The sequence below is a fragment of the Halomonas sp. AOP27-A1-41 genome (assembly GCF_052378605.1).
Classification (GTDB): Bacteria; Pseudomonadota; Gammaproteobacteria; order Pseudomonadales; family Halomonadaceae; genus Vreelandella; species Vreelandella citrativorans.
On record NZ_JBQSXT010000009.1, the window covers coordinates 39199 to 54596 of the forward strand.

The window sequence follows — 15398 nt, forward strand, 5'->3', positions numbered from 1 at the left end:
GGATGAACGGGGATTCACGTGTGAAAACGCCATTCACCCATGTTGGGCAGGCGCGCCGTTAGCTACAAAATAGGTAACTTGCGCGCGAGGCAGCGGTTCGTGTCCACGAATGTGGTCGGCAATCTTTTCGGCCAGCATGATGGTTGGTGCATTCAGGTTGCCGGTAGGAATTAGAGGGAACAGTGAGGCGTCAACCACCCTTAAACCTTCTACGCCATGAACGCGACCCTGGCCATCTGTCACGGCCAGCGTATCGTCTCCCATACGGCAACTGCCACAGGGGTGATACGCCGTTTCCGCGTTTGCCTTAATAAACTGATCCAGCGCTTCATCGCTTTGTACATCAGGCCCTAGGGAAATTTCACGGCCTCGGTACTTATCGAATGCGGGTTGTTCGATAATGTTGCGCGTTAAGCGAATGGCATCACGGAACTCTTCCCAATCTTTTTCATGCGACATGTAGTTGAACAAAATACTGGGTGCCGCGTGCGGGTCTTTTGAGGCTAGCCGAATGCGGCCTCGGCTTTTGGAGCGCATCGAGCCCACGTGCGCTTGAAAGCCATGCGCTTGAACCGCGCTTTTGCCATTATAGCTAATCGCGATGGGTAAAAAGTGATACTGCAGGTTGGGCCACTCTTCCTCATCACGGCTGCGAATAAACGCACACGCTTCAAACTGGTTGCTGGCGCCAATACCCGTACCCTTGAGTAGCCACTCAGCGCCTATCATGGGCTGGTTGTACCATTTTAGAGCGGGGTAGAGCGAGATGGGTTCTTTACATGCGTACTGAATGTACATCTCTAAGTGGTCTTGCAGGTTTTCGCCGACACCCGGCAGGGCATGAACGGTCTTGATGCCTAGCGGCTCGAGCACTTCAGGATGGCCGATGCCCGAGCGCTGCAAAATTTGAGGTGACGCAATAGCACCACCACACAGCAGCACTTCCCGCTTGGCGCGGGCGGTCTGCTGTTGCCCTTTGCGCTCGTAGCGCACACCCACAGCGCGCTTGCCGTCAAACTCAATGATGTCGGTAACGGCGTGGGTTTCTATGGTCAGGTTGGTGCGCTGTTTGGCGGTGTCCAAGTAACCCCGGGCGGTAGAGGCGCGTCGCCCCTTGGGCGTAACGAACCGGTCCATGGGGCCAAAGCCTTCTTGCTGATAGCCGTTAACATCATCTGTTTCCGGGTAGCCTGCCTGTTTGCCTGCTTCAATAAAGATGCGATACAGCGGGTTGTTACCGTTTTTGGGAGTAGTGATGCTGACCGGGCCGCTACCACCGTGGTAGTCATTGGCCCCGGTGTCGCGGGTTTCTGACTTTTTAAAGTAGGGTAGGCAGCTTAAGTAATCCCAATCTTCCAAGCCTGGCTGTTGAGCCCAGTTATCGTAATCCAGTGCATTGCCGCGGATATAGCACATGCCATTAATCAACGAAGAACCGCCCAACCCTTTCCCGCGCCCGCACTCCATGCGGCGGCCATCCATATGCGGTTCCGGGTCCGTTTCAAATGCCCAGTTGTAACGCTTTCCCTGAAGTGGAAAGGCGAGGGCTGCTGGCATTTGGGTACGGAAATCAAGCCGGTAATCCGGCCCGCCGGCCTCTAACAAGAGAACGCGGACGTCGCTGTCTTCCGTTAAACGCATAGCCAGCACGCTTCCCGCTGAGCCCGCGCCGATAATAATGTAATCAAATTCATGCGGTTGCGGCATAGTTACACCTTGAGAGAGTAGAATAGCTGGCGTGTTTGCTGTTTCGCTTTAAAACACCGACTCAAAGGGGCCCATCTCGATTTGTACCGACTTGGTTTGGGTATAGTGGTTAAGCGTATCGATACCATTTTCACGGCCAATACCCGACTCTTTATAACCGCCAACCGGCATTTCAGAAGGCGATTCACCCCACGTATTCATCCAGCAAATACCCGCTTCCAACTGATGAATAACGCGATGTGCGCGGTTTAAGCTTTCGCTAAATACGCCGGCTGCCAAGCCATACCGGGTGTCGTTGGCGCGACGAATGACGTCAGCTTCATCATCAAAGGCCAGCACCGACATCACCGGGCCGAAAATTTCTTCCTGCACAATGCGCATATCATCTGTGCAATCGGTAAATACGGTAGGTGCTGCCCAAGCGCCGTTGGCCCAGTCGCCGCTTTTCCACTCATCACCCCCCACCAGCAGGCGGGCGCCTTGCTGTTTACCCAAGGCAATATAGGAAAGCACCTTTGCCTGGTGCTCAAAACTGACCAGAGGACCAAAATTAACGCCAGGGTCCATAGGGTCGCCTGCTTTGATGCGCTTAACACGCTCCACCAGCTTGGCTTCAAATGCGTCTTTCACACTGCGTTCGATAAACACCCGCGTACCGTTGGTGCAAACTTGGCCACTGGAGTAGAAATTGGCCATCATGGCCGCATCGGCGGCGCGGTCCAGGTCCGCATCGGCAAAGATGATCAGCGGTGATTTTCCACCCAGTTCCATCGTGACGTCTTTAAGCGATGAGCTAGCGGCTGCGGCCATCACTTTTTTGCCGGTACCTGCTTCACCGGTAAACGACACTTTGGCAATGCTCGGGTGTGCCGTCAGCATCGCGCCTACGTCGCCATCGCCTTGCACCACGTTGAAAACACCGTCTGGCAGGCCAGCTTCGGTAAATATCTCAGCCAGTTTAATTGCGCTCAGCGGTGTCACTTCACTGGGTTTAAAGACAACGGCATTACCTGCCGCCAGCGCTGGCGCGGCTTTCCAGCAGGCGATTTGAAGGGGGTAGTTCCACGCGCCGATGGCGCCAATGACGCCCAGCGGCTCGCGGCGGGTATACACAAAGGAGCTTTCGCGCAGTGGAATTTGGCTACCTTGAATAGCGGGGGCCAGCCCTGCGAAGTACTCAATCGCATCAGCGCCCGTCACGATGTCGACACTTGCTGTTTCGCTAATCGGCTTACCGGTGTTGCGGGTCTCGAGCGCTGCCAGCTCGTCATTGCGCTCACGCAGCAACGCAACCGCGCGCTGCATAATACGGGCGCGCTCCATGCCGGTCATGGCAGCCCATTCGCGCTGGCCACGCTGGGCCGCTTCAACGGCTGCGTCAACGTCCTGTTGGCTTGCTTGGCCAAGTGTCGCAAGCAGGCTGCCATCAAATGGGTTAGTAACGGTAAAAGTAGTACCTGACGTGGCAGCGACCGGGCGACCATCAATATAGAGAGGCTGTACATCTTGAGCGGACATGTTGATCTCCTTTATAACCTTAATGAGCGGGTGCTGAGTGTTGATATTTGTGATGGGCCAAGAGTTGATCAAGATAGTGGAGCGCTAGATGGCGGGCTTTGTCGGCATCAAGCCCTTCGGGTGTTAATGCACCGCGTAGCCATAAACCATCAATCATGGCGGCCAACCCACGGGCCGCATTGCGTGCCTCAACGTGGGGGAGCACGCGTCGAAACTGACAACATAAATTGGCGTAAAGGCGTCTATCGTTCACATTTTGCAGGCGCTGAAGCATCGGCTTGTGCATGCTGCTGGCCCAAAAGGCAAGCCATGTTTTAGCCGCTGGGCCGGTCACTTGAGTGCGATCGAAGTTGCCTTCGATAATCGCGCTGATGTGCGCTTTAGGTGAGTCATCGTTCAACGCCCTGCGTCGCGCAGAAATAGCGTCACTAAGGTCAGTCAAGATCTGGCGCATAGTGGCTTCAAGAAGGCCATCTTTCCCGCCAAAGTAGTGACTGATGATGCCTGCAGAGACGCCCGCGTGACGGGCAATCCGCATAATGGTTGCTTCTGCCAACCCCACTTCGTCAATGGCCGCCATGGTGGCGTTGATTAACTGCTGGCGGCGTATCGGTTCCATTCCCAGCTTTGGCACAGCTGTCTCCTGATGACGTTGAATGCCTAACTTGAAACATACGGTTAGTCATGATTATCTGTATATCTTAGTAGTTGTTTATTGAACGTTCAATCAATAAACGCTGGTGCATGTTGCTGCGCTTGGCGTTAAAGGAATAAACATGCCCATTTACGTAAAATAGAAGGGGAGTTGTAATGAAACGTGTCCAGGTGGTGGGATTAAGCGCATTGGTGTTGGGGGCTGCTATGCCCATGATGGCCCAAGCCGATGAGTGTTCGCGTGTGCGTTTTGCCGAGGTGGGCTGGACCGATATTACCGCGACGACGGCGTTGGCCAGCGAAGTGCTGGAGGCGCTAGGCTATACGCCAACCGTCGATACGGTGTCAGTGCCGATTGCCTATGCGGGCATGCGTAACAATGATTTTGATGTTTTTCTAGGCAACTGGATGCCCTCTATGGCGTCCATCAGCGACCCGTATATTGAGAGTGGCGATGTTGAGCGGTTAATTGTCAATTTGGAAGGTGCCAAATACACGCTGGCTGTACCGCAATACGTGTACGATGCAGGTGTTACCTCTGTGAATGATTTAGCGGCTCACGCTGATCGATTTAACCATCGCGTGCATGGCATCGAGGCGGGTAACGATGGCAATGAGCTTATCCAGCAAATGATTGATGATAATGCCTACGACCTGGGCGATTGGCAGGTGGTGGATTCCAGTGAAGCTGGCATGCTTTCAGAATTGACAACACGCGCCCCCAATGAAGAGTGGATGGTCTTTCTGGGGTGGGAGCCGCATCCCATGAATACCAACTTTGATATGGCCTACTTATCCGATGCGGATGATTACTTTGGGCCTGATTTGGGTGGCGCCACGGTGCACACCAATACGCGCGCCGGGTTTGTCGAAGCGTGCCCGAACGTGGGTACGTTACTTGGTAATATGACGTTTACGCTGGAAATGGAAAACCAGTTAATGGGCGCCATTATGAATGAGGGTGTCGGCCCTCGCGTTGCCGCCAATCGTTATTTAAAAGAGCACGACGATTTATTAGCCGCGTGGCTTGAGGGTGTGACAACCCGGGATGGTGAGCCTGCACTGCCAGCAGTTCAGGCCGCTCTGTAAATTTGTCATTGTCTCATTGAAAGGTAGGCCTGTTTTCGGCTTGCCTTTTGTTTCGAGAATAGGCATAATCTGCACCCGCTGATGTCGGAAAGGCTACGTAGCTCAGCTGGTTAGAGCACATCACTCATAATGATGGGGTCCCCTGTTCAAATCAGGGCGTAGCCACCAAAATCAGCGCCGCAGTACACGGATATCCAAGTGTATTGCTATGGTGGCCCCTTAGGTCCTCCCGCAACGCTAAACTGCAAACCCCGCCAGGCCCGGAAGGGAGCAACGGTAGTGGTGGCTGCGTGTGCCGGGATGTGGCTTTTGGGGCCGCCTCCATTTCTGTCGTTTCCAGCCTGTTGTGACATAAATTCCAGCCAAAATGACATAATTTGCGGCTTATCGTGACATAACCTGTTTTTGTAGTAATCCTACGAAATGGGGTGTTGTCATGTTTAGCGCAAGCTCCGTCACCCTCGTGTAAAAAACCTCTACAAATTTGCTAGTTTTAAAACAAGCTGTACTCGCATTGTTGAGTCTTCCTTGACGGGTTGTGATCAGCACGCGTGCTATGACTACTGGGAACATGGCGATTAAGCAACTAAGCGAGTAGCGCCTTTATCTTATGCGATGGCATGCATTTTCTTATATCCATCCAAGGCTTTGAAGAACTCAGTAGCGGTGATGCCTAAGGCCAATGTGTGCTTGGGCTCAGGTAGCGAATAAATCATTGGTCTGTTAGCGACAAGCACGTCATTGTGCATGGACTCACGACGACTAGATGAATTGTTTTAGCATTGGCAGCCCCTGCCTGAGAGGTTTCTGCATGAAAGCACCCCAGTTAGAGATAAGCCAGCCTCCTGGCGCGCCACTCAGGTCAACTGACTATTCGTAGCCGTTGTCTCGGTGAGAGGGGTGCTAGAGCATAAGAGTGAGGGGAATCCCCCGGGAGCGCCGGCAGAGGCTAGCTGCCTGGGTGCATTACTTCATGAGAGGCATTGCCAGGGTTTTCCTGCATGACGTTTTTCTACATAACAACGCTTCGAGCAGCAAGCCATTTCGCTTTGCAGCCAGTCTTCAGTGCCCAAGCGAGAACAATGATAAATCAATCACTACAATAAGGAGATACAGCGTATGGGCTTATTAAATAAACGGGCCTCGTCGACGTACGACGACAGCGACATGCAGACGGATTATGTTGTAGGGCAGGACAACATCCAGGGAAGTATGGGGCCCATCGGTTTTGACATTCATAACCGCGTCTTTGTCCTGTCCGCACTCGCCTCGTTGATTTTCATTGTGTTGACCCTGATGTTCCCGGCGCAGGCAGGGGAGCTGTTCCAATCTATCGTTGGCTTCTCGACGCGCACGCTGGACTGGTACTTCATGATTCTGGTGGATTTTTTCATTGTCTTCTGTCTGGCGCTGATCGTGCTTCCCCATGGCAAAGTGAGGCTAGGCGGCCCGGATGCTCGGCCGGAACACAGCTACCTGTCGTGGTTCGCTTTGTTGTTCACGGCGGGTATCGGGATCGCCTTGCTGTTCTTCAGCGTGCTGGAACCGGTTTATCATGCAAATGTGTCTTCGCCCTTAGGCACTCCTTCGCCCTTTGGTGCCGACGGTGCGCTAAATATGGCCGCGGTTGACGAAGCCTCGGCCATGGGGCTGGCGGGGACGTTTCTGCACTGGGGACTGCACGGCTGGGCCGTATACGCGGTGATGGCGCTTGCCCTCGCGATCTTCAGCTATAACAAGAAACTGCCGTTTTCTATTCGCTCGATCTTCTTTCCTATCCTGGGGGATCGCGTATGGGGCTGGTGGGGGCACTGGATCGATATCCTGGCGGTGTTTTCCACCCTGTTCGGCTTGGCCACGGCACTGGGCCTGGGCGCGCAGCAGGCCAACGCGGGACTGAATTTTGTGTTCGGTATGGCCATCAATACCACGACACAGGTCATCATCATTGCGCTTGTCACTGCGGTGGCGCTGGTATCGGTGTGGCGTGGCCTGGAGGGGGGCGTAAAGCGACTCTCCGAGATCAACATGATCGCGGCCGTGATGTTCTTCTTCTTTGTGCTGTTCGCTGGCCCGACCCTGATGGCGATCAGCGGCATGTGGACGGGAATCACCCATTATGTGACGGAACTCATTCCGCTCTCGGCGCCCTTTGGCCGTGAAGATGACGCTTATCGTCAAGACTGGTCGGTGTTTTACTGGGCGTGGTGGGTCAGCTGGGCGCCTTTTGTCGGAATGTTTGTCGCGCGCGTGTCCAAGGGTCGTACGGTGCGTGAATTTCTGCTCTGCGTGCTGATCGTGCCAAGCCTTTTTATCTTTATCTGGATGGGGGTATTCGGCAGCATTGCACTGGATCAGCTTTATACCAATCCCGCCGCGAGTCTGGTCAAGGAGTACGTGATCGATAGCTACCGTCCCGAACTAGCCCTATTCGGCATGCTCAATGAGCTACCGCTGACGGGTTTGATGTCGAGCCTGGGGATCATTCTGGCGCTCACCTTCTTCGTGACGTCATCGGATTCCGGCTCTCTGGTGATCGATACCATCACCGCCGGCGGCAAGATCGAAGCGCCTCGGCCTCAGCGTATGTTCTGGGCGACGGTAGAGGGGTTGATTGCCATCGTGTTACTGATCGGTGGTGGGTTGTCGGCGCTTCAAGCGGGTGTCACGGCGACGGCTATCCCATTTTCCATCTTGATGCTGCTGATGTGCTACTGCATCATCCGAGCGCTGAACGGCGAGCTGCGCCGCATGCGCAACGGAAAGTGACGTGAAGTCCCTTTGCCGGACGCGATGTCCGCCAAAGAGAAGTTTTACTGTCCCGCACGAAACAAAAACGCCTGTACCCCAACAGGTACGGGCGTCCGCGTTGCTTGTGTAATCCCCCCGAAAACCCGATTCAGCTCAGATGAGGTGAGTCGCCATGAGCTTACTCGCCGCGAGGGTAGCGCTGGGCTTCTTCGACTTCGTTCAGATCCATGTGGTTACGCATGTAACGCTCGCAAGCGTCCTGCAGCGGCTGATAGTCCCACGGATAGTAGTGGCCATTACGCAGGGCTTCGTAGACGATCAGACGCTGTGCCTGGGAGGCGCGCACGTCGGCATCGAAGGCTTTCATGTCCCACTGCTTGTGTACCTTGGCCTGATAGTCGGCTACCACCTCGGCGTAGTCGGGATGCACCGCCAGATTGTACTGCTCCAGCGGGTCGGCCTCCAAGTCGAATAGCTGCGGTGGGTCAATCTCGCAATAGTTGAATTTCCACTTGCCCTCGCGGATGGTCACAATTGGCGAATAACTGGCCTCGGCGGCGTATTCCATGTACACCGGCGCGTCGCGCTTCTCGCCTCTGGTCAAGGGGAGCAGCGACTGGCCATCGGTATAGGGCGCGATCGAGGAAAGGTCGATGCCGACCAGGTCGGCAATGGTGGTATTGATATCGATGATCGATACCGGATCCTCAACGTTGCGCGGTTCGATCCCCGGTGCAGACAGCATCAGCGGTACCCGCGACGAGCCTTCATAGGGACTCATCTTGAACCACAGGCCCTTTTCGCCAAGCATATCGCCGTGATCAGCACAGACCACGATAATCGTGTTGTCGAGCATGCGGGTGCGTTCGAGCACGTCTAGAATGCCGCCGATCTTATCGTCGACATAGGAGATGTTGGCGAAATAGCCCTGGCGAGCGTTGCGCACGTCCTGGGGCTGGATATTGAACTTGGTGTAATCGTTGGCTTCGAAAATTCGCTGGGAGTGCGGATCCAGCTCATCGAAGGGTATGGGCCCTTGCTGGGGCTCAAGATACTCGCAGTCGTTATATAAATCCCAGTATTGGCGACGTGCTACATAGGGGTCGTGCGGGTGAGTGAAACTGACGCACAGCGCCCAAGGCCGCTCGTCGTGACCGCGCGACAGGTCATATAGCCGCTGCTCGGCGTGAAACGCGACTTCGTCGTCGTATTCCATCTGATTGGAAATTTCAGCAACGCCAGCGCCTGTCACCGACCCCAGGTTGTGGTACCACCAGTCGATACGTTCCCCGGGCTTGGTGTAGTCAGGTGTCCAGCCGAAATCAGCCGGGTAGACATCGGTGGTTAAGCGTTTCTCGAAACCGTGGAGCTGATCTGGGCCGACGAAGTGCATCTTTCCTGACAAGCAGGTGGAATAACCTGCGCGACGCAAATGATGCGCCCATGTCGGCACGCTTGAAGGAAATTCCGCTGCGTTGTCATATACCCCGGTGCGGCTCGGCAACTGGCTCGACATGAAGGCGGCCCGCCCCGGTGCGCAAAGATAGCTAGGTGTATAGGCATTGTTGAAATTGACCGAGCGTTTGGCCAGTTTCTTGAGGTTAGGCGCATGCAAGAAATCGGCGGGGCCATCCTTGAACAGTGTACCGTTGAGTTGGTCGGCCATTAACACCAGTACATTAGGTCTAGCCATATAGAAATCTCCCTGGCGAGTATTGTTGATATTCGAAGCTGCCAATAGGCGCGACTTCAATCCCTTACAATGACGTGCCAGGAAGTAGTAAACCAATGATTTATTTGCCCCCTAAGCCCAAACTCACATTGGCCTTAGGTATAAACAACGATTTAGTGGATAGTGTCTGTTACCGCCATTAATTAAGCATGCGGATTAACACTCGGTCTTGCGGTGGATATTAACGTTTGAGGCGCCATCAACTTGGTTCTACTGTGCCCTATATTAATGCTACTGCTGTGTGATAATCATACGGCCTACCTGCCGGTTGGAGGCTGAGCGCTATGTGTTTCCATCGTTTTTAAGGTGAAGGTAGAGTGGGTCGAACTCGCCAGCTTGCTGCAGCTTGTCCCAGTCCGGTATGGTCATCCGGCTTCTTTCGGTGATGATCAAGCCATCTGCGCGTAGTGCCTGAAAAACGCGGTTTACGTGGACGGGCGTCATCCCTGTCGCATCTGCTATTTCTGCTTGGGTCGTTGGCATATAGAACGTGTTCCCCTCAGTCAAGCCGACTGTCTTTAGGCGCACCATGAGTTCGCAGATAATATGCGCGATGCGGGAGTAAGCCTCGCGTTGTCCAATATTTAACAGCCATTCACGGAAAATAGAGGCGTAGACAAGTGTCTCGCGCCAAAAGGCAGCGACAAGCCTGGGATAGCGCTCACAGAGTTGATGCAGATCTTTATGCTGAATGAAGCCGAGCTTGCAGGGGCTGATAGAGGCAATATTAATATCTATTACTCTCAAGTGAAGGCTTTGCAGGTCGGGGATGTCGCCAGGAACATGCAGGGCCATGATCTGGCGCTTGCCTTCAATGGATACTTTGTTGACGCAGGTAAAGCCCTCAACCATCAAGCAGCACTGGTTTGGCTGATCGCCCACTTTAACAATGTCTTGATTGCTCTTGATTTCTTTTGTGTGAATCGGTAACCCCATCAGTGCCTGCTTCTCTTCACTGGTAAGCGCGAAAATATTTTCTAATTTGCGGATCATGATGTGATTGGGCGAGAAGGGCGCTGTGGTCATGTTTGGCTCCGAGGTTTGCAGAAATAATGAAGCCTGATGCAACATTTTCTGCGCACTATGTGGTTTGGTAATGCCAGTCTCAAGCATGCTCCACGTGAGGTGAAATAGCCAGGTTACGCGATTTATCGTATTGGATTTTATTTATTTGGAAGGAGACTTTAAAAAAAATTAAAGTTCTTTGGCAGGTATTTTCATCAGTGACGCTAGGCTGGTGTGTTGGCCCTGCAGCAAATCGGCCAGTGTATATTGATCCAGAACGCCCAAAAAGGCGTCTAGTGCATCGTTAAGGATAGGCTTTAAGCGGCATGCGGGGGTAATGACGCAGGCGCTATCGTCTCGAAAGCACTCGACGAGCGCCATTTCCTGCTCGGTATCTCTCACCAACGCCCCTAACCGAATGTGTTCGGGCGCCCGGTTTAGCCAAAGCCCGCCATGCTTGCCACGGATGGCTTTGAGGTACTCTTTTTGATGTAGTTCCTGGACAATTTTCATCAAGTGATTGCGCGAGATCGAGAATGTCTCGGCAATTTCCGTGATTGTTGCGCGCTCTTCTCCCTTGGCTGCCAGGTAAATCAAAACGCGAATAGAGTAATCCGTGAAGCGGGTTAGGTGCATGGTTTGCCAAGTGTGGACCAAACACCGCATTGTACGGGGTTTAAAAAGGATGGGGAATATTCGGCTAGGGGCCGTGATAATAAAAGGAAGGTGTTTATGATAGAAAATGAGCGCTATTAATCATTTTTGCTCATCGTTAATGTCGTTAACATGGGGCAGAGTAATTGCCTGGTAGCCTGTATAGCATGGGTGGGGTGAATGGGGTGTTGTTAAAAAACGGATCAGGGAGGTCATATGAACTACGAAATAGTGCTTAAGCGCGTCTATTCAGCGTTTGAAGACGACGAGGGAGCACGCGTCCTGGTTGACCGTTTATGGCCACGTGGAAAAGAGCGTGCTTCGCTGGCGCTAACGGAATGGTATCGCGATGCCGCGCCTTCATCATCTCTAAGGCGTGACTACCACCAGGACAAAATTAGTGAGGCTTCCTTTCAGACCCGCTACCGTTTGGAATTAAAGGAGTCGGATGAAGCGTTACTACCGCTGATGCGTTATGCCAGGCAAGGTAAGCTGACGTTATTAACGGCTTCACGTCAGTTGGACCATTCACATTTGCCCATTCTGCGTGAAGCGGTGCTGGACGCGCTGGATATAGAAGACCGAGCAGACCAAGAGTTAACGTCCTCACCGTGTTACTTAAATAGCACTTCTCAGGATAGTGAGTAGCGAGGGATGTTAATCACTAGGCTGTCGGTCGTGATTAACGCGTTGTTTGTTCGTCAATAAAGTGCTGCATAATCGCCAGAGTTTCATTGCTGACATGATGCTCCATGCCTTCAGCATCAATGCGTGCGGTATGATCATTAACGCCCAGCGCGCGTAAAAAATGTAGCACTATATCGTGCCGTGCCCGGGATGTTTCTGCCATTTTTTGGCCTTCCGCTGTTAGAAACAGGGAGCGGTAAGGCTTACTGGTGACCAGTCCCAGCTCATTTAAGCGGCGGATCATCTTGGATACGGTCGCTTGACTCACCCCCATGCGGCTGGCGATGTCGGCGGCGCGCGCTTCTCCCCGATGGCGAATCAGGTCGCCGATCAGCTCAACGTAATCTTCGATTAGCTCGGTTTCATGCGCATTGCGCACGGTTTCATATTGCCGTGTGTGCTCTTCAATGGGCGGCAATGCGTCATTGCAGTAACTTTTACTCATACATTTGGCGTTATGGGGAAGCGGCTGATCGTTATCACTCATTGGCAGACTATATCGAGGTGAATGGAAAACTCTAATGGATCATGGTAGCGCATATTGTAGAATAATTGTTAGCCAAGGCTAAACTATTTGCACAATGCTTTTTTGTTGAGCTAAAGTTGTAATTAGCGCAAACCAAATTTACAACGGGGGACGTCCATGAGCCAACGAAAAACATGCTTGATAATAAGTTTGTTGCTTGCGACGGCGGGCAGCGTTACGACGGCCAGTGCCCAGACGCTATCGCCGCCGATTAATGTTGTGGCGACGTTTACGGTATTGGGCGATTTGGTGGCCCGCGTGGCAGGAGACGACGCCAACGTATCAGTGCTGAGCCCTGTTAATGCAGAGGTGCACGAGTGGGAATTAACACCCAATAATTTTGCCGCTCTGGAAGAAGCCGATATTGTTTTTTATAACGGCTATCAGCTAGAGCAGTGGATGCACCAGGTGGAAGCGACTACCCAAGGCGATGTGCCCTTGGTCGCCGTTGCCGAAGCGTCTGAACACCCCACTCAACATATTATGATTGGCGATATGCAGGGCGATGTCGACCCACATTTGTGGACAGACCCGCGTGCGGCAATGGCCTATGTTCACGTGATAGCGAATGAGTTGGAAGACCTTCTGCCAGAGCAGGCAGAGGATATTCAGGCGCGTGCCGATAACGTCGTGACAGAACTTCAAGACCTTCACTTGGAGCTTCAACAGACGCTAAGCGATATTCCGGAAGAGCGTCGTGTTTTGCTCTCAAGCGAAGCAGCATTTTTGTATTTCTCTGATACTTATGGCTTTGAACATGACGGTATCTGGGGGAATAACGCCGAAACGGAAGGCTCGCCGCAGCAGTTAATGCGCATCATTGACTTGATTAACGCACGCCAGCCTGCAGCGCTTTTTTGGGAAAGCACAACATCGGATCGTTACGTTAGTAGCCTTTCCAGAGATACGGGAATTCCCACCGCGGGTCCTTTATACGTGGACTCGTTAAGCGAGCCAGAGGGCGAGGCGGGAGACTATTTTGCCATGTTGAGGCATAACGCCGATATGCTGCGCCAGTATTTAGCCGTTGAGTAGTGCACCATGACAACCAGTTTACCGAGCACGATGGCCGCCATTGAAATAACCGGGCTGTACGCTGCTTATCAGCGCCAAACCGTGCTGGAAGATATACACCTCACATTTCCCGCTGGGAAATGGACGGCCATTGTCGGACCTAACGGTGCGGGAAAATCGACACTTTTTCATGTGTTGACCGGCAGCATGAAGCCGCTGCAAGGCAGCGTAAAAGCCTTTGACGAGCCCATAGCAAAGCATCGTCGGGCGGGGCGTATCGCGTATATGGCTCAGCGCGAGGCGATTGAGTGGGATTTCCCTGTCTCGGTATGGGACACCGTCATGGGTGGGCGCTACGGACACATGCGCAGCGATGCGTTATGGCGCCGCTTATTGCCTGCGCGCTGGCATCACGCTCGACATAGCGAAGCGGTGCATGATGCTTTGGTGGCAGTCAATATGCTCGACCTGGCTGACCGACCTATTGGCGCTCTTTCCGGTGGTCAAAAAAAACGTGTGTTGCTAGCACGCGCGCTAGCGCAGCAGGCCAGCATTTTGTTGTTAGATGAGCCACTGGCTGGCGTTGACCCGCCCAGCGAGAAGCTCATCTTGTCAGTACTTCGTCGCGAGCGTGAAGCGGGTAGAACCGTGATTATGGTCACACATGATATGCCCGGTGCTCGCCGCTATGTGGATCACGTCGTGCTGATTAATCGCTTTGTGCGGGGTACCGGTACGCCTGAAGAGATGCTAAGCGAAACAAAACTGGCCGAACTTGCAGTGAGTTCAATTGAGCAAACGGTCAATGATCGCCAAACGATGCCAGTGGCTTCCAATAGTTCTGGGCAGGGGTAAGTTACGTGGTTGACAGCATATTAATGATTGAAACGTTTAGCGATGCACTGGTAAACGGCTTAATCGCAGCGTTAATGGTGGTAGTTAACCTGCTACCTGACAGCGTTTCTGACGCCTTTCAGTATGCATTTATGCAAAGAGCGCTACTCACCTCGGTGCTGGTAGGCGCTATTTGTGGGATGCTTTCCTGTTATGTCGTGCTAAAGCGCTGGTCGCTGCTGGGGGATGCGATTTCTCACGCTGTGCTGCCGGGGGTAGCCATTGCGTATTTGCTTGGCTGGCCCTTCTTTGTAGGGGCGTTTATTACCGGGGCGCTGACCTCGGTAGGCATCGGGGCGATTGAAAGGAACACACGAATTAAAGCAGATGCCGCGATGGGACTGATGTTTACCGCCTCCTTCGCCCTTGGTGTGGTCATTATCAGTAAATTGGCTTCCAGTACCCATCTGATGCACATTCTGTTTGGCAATGTACTGGGTGTTAAACACTCAGCATTAATGCTGACCTTTGTTGCCAGCATCATTGCCATTTTAACGGTATGGCTCGCTTATCGGCCCTTGTTGCTCTATGCCTTCGACCCTCAGCAGGCACAAGCATTGGGCTTTAATACGCAGATTATTCACTATGGCCTCATTCTTTTGCTGACGCTGACGATTGTTGCAAGCCTTGAGACTGTCGGCATCATATTGGTCGTTGCCATGTTAATCACGCCAGGTGCGACAGCACATCTGCTGACAGACCGCTTCACGATAATGCTGTTGATTTCAGTATCTATTGGCATATTGTCTGCGGTTATTGGGCTTTGGCTTTCGGTAGTATTTAACGTGGCATCGGGTGGCTCAATCGTACTAGTGGCTTTCGCTTTCTTTGTTTTAGCGCTGCTCTTTTCGCCCAAGCAGGGTATCGTGCCGCGCCAGTGGCGTCATTGGAAGATGGGATAACGGCTCGTTTACGAACAGAGCACCCGAGTCCGCCATGAGTTGGCTAAAAAGCAGTACGGCCAGTGACGCCATTAGCGGGGCTAGCAAACGTACAGAGATGCCTCTATATGCCAAAACATTAGCAACAGCAGAGAAATAACTGATGGATGCTTTTTGTAAGCGCGCTATCTGCTAAAATTTGCACCCTTCGATATTAGGCTGTGTACGAAATGGTGGCTCTTGAGTGTGCCATCCGGCATTCGCTTGTTTTTCGTACACGTCCTAA

Annotated in this window: 13 protein-coding genes, 1 tRNA gene and 1 other RNA gene; 8 read left to right on the forward strand and 7 right to left on the reverse strand. The window is 53.0% G+C overall.

The window, feature by feature from the left end; all coding sequences use genetic code 11:
• Nucleotides 1-33 precede the first annotated feature (33 nt).
• Genes betA through betI form a run of 3 tightly spaced genes read right to left on the reverse strand, consistent with a single transcriptional unit; the run spans nt 34 to nt 3859 of the window.
• Nucleotides 34-1707: a choline dehydrogenase gene (betA, locus tag ACT3TC_RS07895; RefSeq protein ID WP_444639668.1), complete on the reverse strand. Its 1674-nt coding sequence runs from the start codon at nt 1705-1707 to the stop codon at nt 34-36.
• 48 nt (nt 1708-1755) lie between these two features.
• Nucleotides 1756-3225: a betaine-aldehyde dehydrogenase gene (gene betB / locus ACT3TC_RS07900; RefSeq protein ID WP_444639669.1), complete on the reverse strand. Its 1470-nt coding sequence runs from the start codon at nt 3223-3225 to the stop codon at nt 1756-1758.
• Nucleotides 3226-3244: 19 nt separating this feature from the next.
• A complete protein-coding gene (gene betI / locus ACT3TC_RS07905; protein ID WP_193054377.1) occupies nt 3245-3859 on the reverse strand; it encodes a transcriptional regulator BetI in 615 nt (204 codons plus the stop codon).
• Between the two features lie 176 nt (nt 3860-4035).
• Here betI and ACT3TC_RS07910 point away from each other — a divergent pair, with 176 nt between their 5' ends.
• The 4 genes from ACT3TC_RS07910 (at nt 4036) to ACT3TC_RS07925 (ending at nt 7737) form a co-directional block, all read left to right on the forward strand.
• Entirely contained in the window at nt 4036-4968 is a 933-nt protein-coding gene (locus ACT3TC_RS07910; RefSeq protein WP_444639670.1) for a choline ABC transporter substrate-binding protein, read from the forward strand.
• A 91-nt stretch (nt 4969-5059) separates the two neighbouring features.
• Nucleotides 5060-5136: transfer RNA gene (locus ACT3TC_RS07915), tRNA-Met, on the forward strand.
• 50 nt (nt 5137-5186) lie between these two features.
• Nucleotides 5187-5283, forward strand: an RNA gene (ffs, locus tag ACT3TC_RS07920) — signal recognition particle sRNA small type.
• Between the two features lie 804 nt (nt 5284-6087).
• Nucleotides 6088-7737 (forward strand): BCCT family transporter, encoded by a 1650-nt coding sequence (locus ACT3TC_RS07925; protein ID WP_444630607.1) that lies wholly within the window; start codon nt 6088-6090, stop codon nt 7735-7737.
• A 160-nt stretch (nt 7738-7897) separates the two neighbouring features.
• On the opposite strand, the gene betC is transcribed toward ACT3TC_RS07925, so the two are convergent.
• The 3 genes from betC to ACT3TC_RS07940 all read right to left on the reverse strand — a co-directional run bounded on the left by betC (nt 7898) and on the right by ACT3TC_RS07940 (nt 11092).
• Complete coding sequence (gene betC, locus ACT3TC_RS07930; RefSeq protein ID WP_444639671.1) at nt 7898-9412, reverse strand: choline-sulfatase; 1515 nt, start codon at nt 9410-9412, stop codon at nt 7898-7900.
• Between the two features lie 321 nt (nt 9413-9733).
• Complete coding sequence (locus tag ACT3TC_RS07935) at nt 9734-10477, reverse strand: Crp/Fnr family transcriptional regulator (protein WP_193054374.1); 744 nt, start codon at nt 10475-10477, stop codon at nt 9734-9736.
• Between the two features lie 168 nt (nt 10478-10645).
• The gene (locus ACT3TC_RS07940) at nt 10646-11092 is read right to left on the reverse strand and encodes an Rrf2 family transcriptional regulator (RefSeq protein WP_444630605.1); all 447 of its coding nucleotides are present in this window, start codon (nt 11090-11092) and stop codon (nt 10646-10648) included.
• 234 nt (nt 11093-11326) lie between these two features.
• Here ACT3TC_RS07940 and ACT3TC_RS07945 point away from each other — a divergent pair, with 234 nt between their 5' ends.
• Entirely contained in the window at nt 11327-11758 is a 432-nt protein-coding gene (locus ACT3TC_RS07945; RefSeq protein WP_444639672.1) for a DUF488 domain-containing protein, read from the forward strand.
• Between the two features lie 34 nt (nt 11759-11792).
• Here ACT3TC_RS07945 and mntR read toward each other — a convergent pair whose 3' ends face one another.
• Complete coding sequence (gene mntR / locus ACT3TC_RS07950) at nt 11793-12242, reverse strand: manganese-binding transcriptional regulator MntR (protein ID WP_226911993.1); 450 nt, start codon at nt 12240-12242, stop codon at nt 11793-11795.
• Nucleotides 12243-12440: 198 nt separating this feature from the next.
• On the opposite strand from mntR, the gene ACT3TC_RS07955 reads away from it, so the two are divergent.
• Genes ACT3TC_RS07955 through ACT3TC_RS07965 form a run of 3 tightly spaced genes read left to right on the forward strand, consistent with a single transcriptional unit; the run spans nt 12441 to nt 15133 of the window.
• Nucleotides 12441-13358: a metal ABC transporter substrate-binding protein gene (locus ACT3TC_RS07955; RefSeq protein WP_444639673.1), complete on the forward strand. Its 918-nt coding sequence runs from the start codon at nt 12441-12443 to the stop codon at nt 13356-13358.
• Nucleotides 13359-13364: 6 nt separating this feature from the next.
• Nucleotides 13365-14192, forward strand: coding sequence for a metal ABC transporter ATP-binding protein (locus ACT3TC_RS07960; RefSeq protein WP_444639674.1), 828 nt, complete (start codon nt 13365-13367; stop codon nt 14190-14192).
• Nucleotides 14193-14215: 23 nt separating this feature from the next.
• Nucleotides 14216-15133 (forward strand): metal ABC transporter permease, encoded by a 918-nt coding sequence (locus ACT3TC_RS07965; protein ID WP_172116766.1) that lies wholly within the window; start codon nt 14216-14218, stop codon nt 15131-15133.
• Nucleotides 15134-15398 lie beyond the last annotated feature (265 nt).

Coding starts and splice junctions, on each gene's coding strand:
- betA (WP_444639668.1), bottom strand. CDS start 1,707: ATGCCGCAACCGCATGAATTTGATTACATTATTATCGGCGCGGGCTCA.
- betB (WP_444639669.1), bottom strand. CDS start 3,225: ATGTCCGCTCAAGATGTACAGCCTCTCTATATTGATGGTCGCCCGGTC.
- ACT3TC_RS07910 (WP_444639670.1), top strand. CDS start 4,036: ATGAAACGTGTCCAGGTGGTGGGATTAAGCGCATTGGTGTTGGGGGCT.
- ACT3TC_RS07925 (WP_444630607.1), top strand. CDS start 6,088: ATGGGCTTATTAAATAAACGGGCCTCGTCGACGTACGACGACAGCGAC.
- betC (WP_444639671.1), bottom strand. CDS start 9,412: ATGGCTAGACCTAATGTACTGGTGTTAATGGCCGACCAACTCAACGGT.
- ACT3TC_RS07935 (WP_193054374.1), bottom strand. CDS start 10,477: ATGACCACAGCGCCCTTCTCGCCCAATCACATCATGATCCGCAAATTA.
- ACT3TC_RS07940 (WP_444630605.1), bottom strand. CDS start 11,092: ATGCACCTAACCCGCTTCACGGATTACTCTATTCGCGTTTTGATTTAC.
- ACT3TC_RS07945 (WP_444639672.1), top strand. CDS start 11,327: ATGAACTACGAAATAGTGCTTAAGCGCGTCTATTCAGCGTTTGAAGAC.
- mntR (WP_226911993.1), bottom strand. CDS start 12,242: ATGAGTAAAAGTTACTGCAATGACGCATTGCCGCCCATTGAAGAGCAC.
- ACT3TC_RS07955 (WP_444639673.1), top strand. CDS start 12,441: ATGAGCCAACGAAAAACATGCTTGATAATAAGTTTGTTGCTTGCGACG.
- ACT3TC_RS07960 (WP_444639674.1), top strand. CDS start 13,365: ATGACAACCAGTTTACCGAGCACGATGGCCGCCATTGAAATAACCGGG.
- ACT3TC_RS07965 (WP_172116766.1), top strand. CDS start 14,216: ATGATTGAAACGTTTAGCGATGCACTGGTAAACGGCTTAATCGCAGCG.